Genomic DNA, 7262 nt, shown 5'->3' with positions numbered 1-7262 from the left:
TGGAATTTTTTGATTTTCGGATTTATTAAATGCAGCGAAGGTTTTTTGCGAAGATCTCCGCTGCATTTAATAAATCCGAAAATCAAAAAATTCCAAAATCCGAAAATCCTTCAGGGGGCTTCCTGCTTTGAAACAAATCTCAAATAACCAAATAACTAAATAACCAAATCTCACATGGCTTTTATCTCATCAAGATGTTTTTTCGCCAGGTTCTGAATTTTGGAGGTTTCCTGTAAAGATAGCTGGTAGGCGGCTTCTGCGGCACGGATAGCTTCAGGTTTCATGCCTGCGGCCTGACATACTTTTGCTAAGGTGCTTTGGTTGCCATATTCTTTAGGGTCTATTTCCACGGCGCGGCTGGCCAGTTTATAGGCCTGCTGCAGGACAGCTTTGTTGCCGGCACCGAGGTACTCGCAGCGGCGGGCAAGAAAGCTCAGACTCATATCATCTGCTTTCAGGAGGCCGTGCAGCCCTTTGTCTGTTACCTGGATAAATTGCGCAGCATGATGGTTGCTCAGGTAGAAATCGGCTTCCATCATCAGCGCTTTCTTTTGTACTACCGGATCTGCAGCGGCTTTCCACGGAGCGAGGCGTGCGAAGAAAGCGGTACTGTCATTCCTGCGGATCATACCATACAGGGCGCTGCTCATGAGCCGCTCCTGTACTTTAGCTACCGGCGCTTCACCATACTTTTTCGTATAGTCCTGCAGGTGAGCCAGGAAGTAAGCGCCTAAGCGATCCTTCTCATCCCAGGCGAAAGACTGTATGACAGACCATCCCAACGGGGTCTGCATGTCTGTGTCTTTTAACTGTTTAATCAGCAGACCGCTGACAGAGTCCGCACGCTGACGGTCGGTACGTTGCAATGCCTGGGCATAGGCCAGTAATATTTCGTTGCTGCGTTTACCTGCCGCAAAAGCCTTTTCCAGAGAGGCAAAAGAGCGGGAAGGATCCAGCGCTTTCTTACCTTCTTCCACAAATTCAGCTACCTCCATTTTAGAGGTAGCTTTATGAATCAGTTCTCCCTGCGCATTGATGAAGAGATAGGTAGGAAATACCTGTACGCCATAACGTTGGCGCAATGCAGGCCCTTCGCCTTTCTCCATATCTATTTTATAGTTGATGAATTTAGCGTTGTAAAAGCTGGCAGCAGTATCGTTCACGAACACATTTTTCTCCATCCATTTGCAGGGCGAGCACCAGCTGGTATAACAATCGATAAATACCGGCCGGCCGCTGGCGGCACTCTCTGCCAGCACGGCGCTGAAAGCGTCTTTTCTGAATATGATGCCTGTCTCCTGTTGCGCGGTTGCCTGCATGCTTCCTGTTAACAGGAAAGCTATACCGAGTGTGCTGAAAATTCTTCTCATCTTCATAATTATTGATTAGTAACCGGGATTTTGTTCTACCACACCGCCTGAAGCCTTCACAGATGCGAATGGCAGCGGAATGATATATCTGTTCTTACCCATAAAGGCCGGTTTGAATGTTTTAATATCCAGCTCTCCTTTGCTGGCGTAACGTACCAGGTCATACCATTCTTCTCCGCTTTCTGCGCCCAGCTCTTTCACTTTTTCTTCGCGGATAATACGTAATAATTCAGCGCGGTCGTTGCTGGTAATATCCGGCATCAGCGCGCGTTTACGGATTTTATTCAATGCGGCGCGGGCTTCTTCCAGGGAGCCGCCGCTGCGTACAAGGGCTTCTGCCTGTACCAGGTACAGCTCTGCCAGACGGATAAAATATTCTGTATCGGCATTGGAAGGAGCGCCATCAATCTGACCGGCCATGAACTTACCGTTCAAAACGGAGGTAGGTCTTGCTTTCAGCGCCATAGTATCCCGGCCGTCGCCTTTCATAAACTGAATGTAATAAGCCGATGGCACAAACCAGGAGCGGAAAGCGAATGCCTTGTTGTTATTACCGGTTCCGGCATCGTATGGCGTCTGGAATATCACTTCTTTTGTTTCCCTGATTTTTTTCAGGAAGACAGTTTTAAAGGTGTCTTCCAGGCTGCGCTGGGTGGTCGTTGTCACCAGCTTTGCCATCTCTGCGGCTTCTGCATAGCGTTGCTGATAAAGCAGTACCTTGGCTTTCAGTGCGCGGGCACTGAGTTTTGAAGCATAGAAGGTGCTGGAGAATTCGCTGCATTCATTGATGGCCTCATCCAGGTCTTTGTTGATCACATCATATGTTGCCTTAACAGAAGAACGGGGAATTGGCTCTCCATCCTTTACCGGCGTGGTTCTCAGCACCATTCCGAAGCGGGAGTCCGTATCATAGAACTGTCCGAATAAACGCAGCATGTAGAAATAACTCATGGCGCGCAGGAATTTTGCTTCTCCCAGTATCCTTGTTTTCCGGGGATCGCTGCCGGCAATCAGTGGTGTTTTGGTGATAATATGATTACTCATGTTCACCATTTTATACCCGGCAGTGTACATGCTTTCCAGGTAATAGTTGGTAGTAAGGGGATTATTATTGTAGAAATCGGATCCGTCGGTTCCCGGCTCCATGGTAAGTCCCATGAGGCTGGCGGTAGCTGGCATGTAATAATTGAATGCCAGGTTGCTGTTGGTCAGTATACCATAGGTTCCATACAATACACTCTGTGCCTTCTCTACAGTAGTGATGGCGTTGGCGTCTTCCAGCTGGTTTACCGGCGATACATCTGTTACATCTACCAGCTTGCAGGCAGATAACAGTACGGCGGAGGATATAAAGGAGATAATAATTTTTTTCATGATTTTCGTTTAGAGGTTGACGTTAATACCCATTGTAAAGGAGCGTGTCATCGGATAGATGTTGGTATCATACCCCTGGCTGAAGTTACCTGCCGGCGCTGTGTTCACCTCCGGATCCAGTCCTTTGTAGCCGGTGATGGTAAACAGGTTGCTACCGGTGGCGAATACACGTATATTGCTGATACGCATACGGCGCAGGAAGTCATTGCTGAAGGTATAGGCTACCTGCAGGTTCTTCAGTTTGAAGTAAGAAGCATTTTCGATGAAGAAATCGGAAGCGCGTCTGTTGCCGTTCGGGTCGCCGTTCACGATACGTGGCAGGGTACCATTCTTATTTTCCGGAGACCAGGCATCTGTCAGCATCTGCTGTGCGTAGTTGTTGACATAGCGGTCAAAGGTCACTACGGATCTGCGGCCATCATTACTCAGGTAGTTACCCACGCTGAAGTTAAAGAAGGCGGTAATTTCCCAGTTGCCGAGACGTACAATGTTATTCCAGCCGCCGTAGAAATCCGGCTCCGCCTTTCCGATGATCGTAACGTCATCATCCGTGATGCGGCCGTCACCATTGACATCCACGAATTTAATATCTCCCGGTTTGGTTTTCGCTGACTGGTAATAACCTTCCGGCGCTGTTTTGTTGAGCGCATCTATCTCTTCCTGTGACTGGAAGATGCCTGCTGTTTTATAACCGCTGAAATAACCCATGGTTTCGCCTTCGCGCAGACGGCCCAGGTTATCGAAACCACCATTCAGCTTCTCAACACGGCTACGTATACGCGTCAGGTTTACATCGGTGATATAGCTGAAGTTCTTACGGCGGATCAGGTCACTTCCGATCTGTATCTCCCAGCCGCGGTTGGAGAAATCTCCTACGTTATAATACTGACGGGAAGATCCTGTTTCCATCGTAATGCTCCTGTACAGGATCATATCCTTTGTATACTTCTGGAAGTAACCAATGGTACCTCTCAGTTTACTTTTCAGGAAAATGAAGTCTATGGCCGCATCCAGCTGATTGGTAGACTCCCAGCGGATTTCAGGGTTAGGTACGTCATTTACTGTCATACCGTTTTTCTTGTTGTAGAAACTGCCGGAAGTAAACAGCGTAGTATACTGGAAGTCGGAGAAGTTGGCGCTACCTGTTTTACCTGCAGACACGCGCAGTTTCAGGTCTTCCACCCAGGTGGCAGGCTTCATGAAACTGGCTTCGGACAGGCGGTATGCCAGGGCTGCCGACGGGAAAAATGCCCAGCGGTAACCCGGAGAAAACTTGGTGGATTCGTCCGCACGGCCGGTGAAGGTAAAGTAATATTTACCGGCGAAGTTATAGTTGGCACGGAGGAAGTAAGACTGCAGGCCACTTACTGCGCCGCCGCTCTGCCAGGTGTTCAGGATACTGGCGCCTCCCAGGTGATTCAGCGATTCGTCATCAGAGAAATTGTTGGATTTGATGGTCACGAAATTGCTTTTGCTTTGCTGGTAAGACATACCCACTACCGTATTGATATTATGCTTACCCATGCTTTTCAGGTAGGTCAGGGTATTATCAAAAATGCGGGAATTGCTGTTATTGGTATAATCTTCACGGGAACCTGTTCTGTTATTACGCGCCTCAAACACATCGGAAGAAGGTGTATAGTTCACCATCTCTCCTTTCACAATATTATAGGAGAGGTCAGAACGCCATCTCAGTCCTTTTACGATTTCAATCTCTCCGAAGAAGGACATCATCATATTCTGGCTTTTGTTACCGCGGGTGCGGCTCAGCTGAGATACCGGGTTAGCCGTGGCACTGTCTGTCGGAGCACCATATCTGCCCAGGCTGTCGTATGGCGGAATATCCGGACGGTAACCTACGATATTATAATAAGTATTGGCATCGGTGGTTTCCAGCATGGAGTAGTTCATGTTGGTACCCAGGCGCAGCCTGTCGAACAATGTTGTTTCCAGGCGGCTTCTTAAATTATACCGTTTAAAACCGCTCGGTTTAATAACACCGGCCTGGTCGGTGATGCTACCGGAAACAGAGTACAGGGTGCTGCCGTTGTTGGAGCCGCCATTGATATTCAGGTAGAGGTTATGCGTTTGTGCAGTGCGGAAAACCTGTTTACCCCAGTCTGTATCAACACCGGGATAACGTACAGAATCCTTTGGCAGCGGCCTGCCATCATTCATATAAGCGGTGCGCATTACCTGATGGTAACCGGCTGCATCGAGCATTTTATATTGTTTCGCGAATTTATCCATAGAGGCGTTGTAGCCTACGGAGATATCCGCCTTGGGGCCGGAGCGGCCTTTTTTGGTAGTGATGATAACTACGCCGTTAGCGGCGCGGGAGCCGTAGATAGCGGCAGCAGATGCATCTTTCAGGATGTCCATGCTTTCAATATCTTCCGGATTGAGGCTGGCCAGCGGAGAAATCTGCCTGCTGATATCCGATACATACTGTGCATTTCCTTGTCCGTTGCCGACTTCAAAAGGCACTCCATCGATCACATACAGTGGTTCGTTATTACCAAAAGCGGAGGTACCGCCACGCACGCGGATAGCGGCAGGCGCTCCCGGCGCGCCGGTAGATTTCACTGCATAAACGCCGGCAGTGCGGCCGGCGAGGGCTGCATCAAAAGTGGTGGCATTCATCTTTTTCATATCATCCGGTTTTACAGAAGATACAGAACCGGTCAGATCTCTTTTGTTAACCTGTCCGTAACCCACTACTACTATGCTTCCCAGCGTTTTGGCATCTTCTGCCAGCTGCACATTCATCTGCTCGCTGGTGATCACCACTTCCCTTGTCTGCATACCGATAGCGGAGAAAATGAGGATATTCTTGTCCGCAGGCACTTTCAGCGTAAACGCTCCCTTTTCGTCGGTAGACGTACCGCGGGAAGTTCCCTTCACCAGTACGCTGGCGCCGGGCACTGCTCCCTTCTCCTTTATGCTCGTCACCATCCCTGTAATGTTACGGAATGCCTGTGCAGCAGGCGCTTCCGCCTTCTGGAAGATAACGATACCATCATTCATAGTACGGTACTGCAGATCCGTATTTTTCAACAGCTGATCCAGAATAGCCGTAATAGAGGCGTCTGTAAAACTGAGTGTGTTTACGGAATACTTCTTCACATCATTCTCGTTGTAGGAGATGTTGATCGCGCTCTTTGTCTGTAATTTTTTCAGACAGGAAGAAATTGTTTCATAGCTGAAGGCAATGGTGGTTTGCTTCTGCAGATAAGCCTGCGCCTGTACACGCAATTGCAGCGTAAGGCTTAACAGCAGGCAAAGTACTAAGGCTTTGCCCCATCGTGGTTGGTTGATGTGGGTCTGTAAAAATCCCTTCATGATAATTGATGTTTATGATAAATATGGCAGGTGTGCTCTCAGCATGCTTTCCCCGCGATGATGATTCTTTTGTTGCTGATGGTATAGGTAATGTTATCTATCAGTTTAAGCAGATCCAATACTTTGGTGATTGGCTCTTTATCGTTGAAATGTAAACTGTTGACACAATTTTTTAACCGGCTGTTACTGAACTCGATTTCGTATCCGTAAATATTTTCCAGGGTGAGCGCCAGTTCCGCCAGTGTTACGTTGGTGAGATAGATATCTCCTTTACGCCAGCTGTTGGTTTGCGCTGCCATTACTTCCTGCTGTTTAAATCCGTTGCTGCTGCGGTTATACACCAGCTGCTGATCCGGATGCAACACTACCTCGCGGGCTGCCTGCCGTACCTGTACGCTGCCTTCTGCCACACTTACCTTTTCCACATCCAGCTGCGTGTAGGCGGTTACGTTAAAGGCTGTTCCCAGCACTCTGACAGACAAACTCTTCGTATGCACCAGGAACGGGTGGGCGGCATCTTTCGCCACCTCAAAAAATACTTCTCCGTCATCGATGCTGATTTCCCGCTGCTGCGGAAAGGACGGATGATAATGCAGGCGGGAGCCGCTGTTCAGCCAGATGGTGGAACCATCGGCCATGCCTATACGCAGCCGCTTGCCGGTAGGGCATTCCAGCATCACCCACGCAGGTTCGGATGCAGGTGCTGACCGGTAAAAATATTTTCCTCCTGCAATCAGCAACAGCACTGCAGCAGCTGCTGCCCACCATACCCGCTTCCACGGCAACATACGCCGCGCCGGTACCTGTTCACGACCAATAATTGCCTGTAACTGTTCCCAGGAGTGCTGCTTCATCTCCTCCTGGCCTCCGGCTGACTGGCCGGGCATTGTATCCAGACTCTGATACCATTGTTCAATTAACTGTTCTTCTTCCCCGCTGAGAGGCTCCTGTTGCCGCTTCTGTAGCAGAAACCGGATATACCTGTAATTAAGCATACTAAATGGTTGATACTATAGGTACAGGGAGAGGGAGGGAAAGTACCAGCCGGGGGAAATATTTTTTTATTTGAGATTTGTTTATTTGAGATTTGCAGCCAATCATCGTTTCCCCGGTGCTTATTAGATTCTTCAGAAGAGATATTGATCGGGCACAAAATCTCAAATAAGTAAATAACCT

4 protein-coding genes are annotated in these 7262 nt (G+C 48.7%); all 4 read right to left on the bottom strand.

Translation table 11 applies throughout. The features are described from left to right. Window positions 1–170: 170 nt before the first annotated feature. The 4 genes from GWG06_RS30175 to GWG06_RS30160 are packed head-to-tail and all read right to left on the bottom strand — an operon-like array spanning window position 171 to window position 7081. On the bottom strand, window positions 171–1376 hold the full coding sequence (locus GWG06_RS30175) for a thioredoxin family protein (protein ID WP_127044089.1): 1206 nt from the start codon (window positions 1374–1376) through the stop codon (window positions 171–173). A gap of 9 nt (window positions 1377–1385) precedes the next feature. Continuing rightward, window positions 1386–2744 carry a RagB/SusD family nutrient uptake outer membrane protein gene (locus GWG06_RS30170; protein WP_127044090.1) on the bottom strand — a complete coding sequence of 453 codons (1359 nt, stop codon included), beginning with the start codon at window positions 2742–2744 and terminating at the stop codon, window positions 1386–1388. A 9-nt stretch (window positions 2745–2753) separates the two neighbouring features. Beyond that, a complete protein-coding gene (locus GWG06_RS30165; protein ID WP_160718151.1) occupies window positions 2754–6086 on the bottom strand; it encodes a TonB-dependent receptor in 3333 nt (1110 codons plus the stop codon). A gap of 38 nt (window positions 6087–6124) precedes the next feature. Next, a complete protein-coding gene (locus GWG06_RS30160; protein WP_127044092.1) occupies window positions 6125–7081 on the bottom strand; it encodes a FecR family protein in 957 nt (318 codons plus the stop codon). Window positions 7082–7262 lie beyond the last annotated feature (181 nt).

The organism is Chitinophaga solisilvae, assembly GCF_009928525.1.
Classification (GTDB): domain Bacteria; phylum Bacteroidota; class Bacteroidia; order Chitinophagales; family Chitinophagaceae; genus Chitinophaga; species Chitinophaga solisilvae.
The sequence above is the reverse complement of the archived record's forward strand: the minus strand, read 5'-3'. Positions and strand labels throughout refer to the sequence as shown.

Coding starts and splice junctions, on each gene's coding strand:
- GWG06_RS30175 (WP_127044089.1), bottom strand. CDS start 1,376: ATGAAGATGAGAAGAATTTTCAGCACACTCGGTATAGCTTTCCTGTTA.
- GWG06_RS30170 (WP_127044090.1), bottom strand. CDS start 2,744: ATGAAAAAAATTATTATCTCCTTTATATCCTCCGCCGTACTGTTATCT.
- GWG06_RS30165 (WP_160718151.1), bottom strand. CDS start 6,086: ATGAAGGGATTTTTACAGACCCACATCAACCAACCACGATGGGGCAAA.
- GWG06_RS30160 (WP_127044092.1), bottom strand. CDS start 7,081: ATGCTTAATTACAGGTATATCCGGTTTCTGCTACAGAAGCGGCAACAG.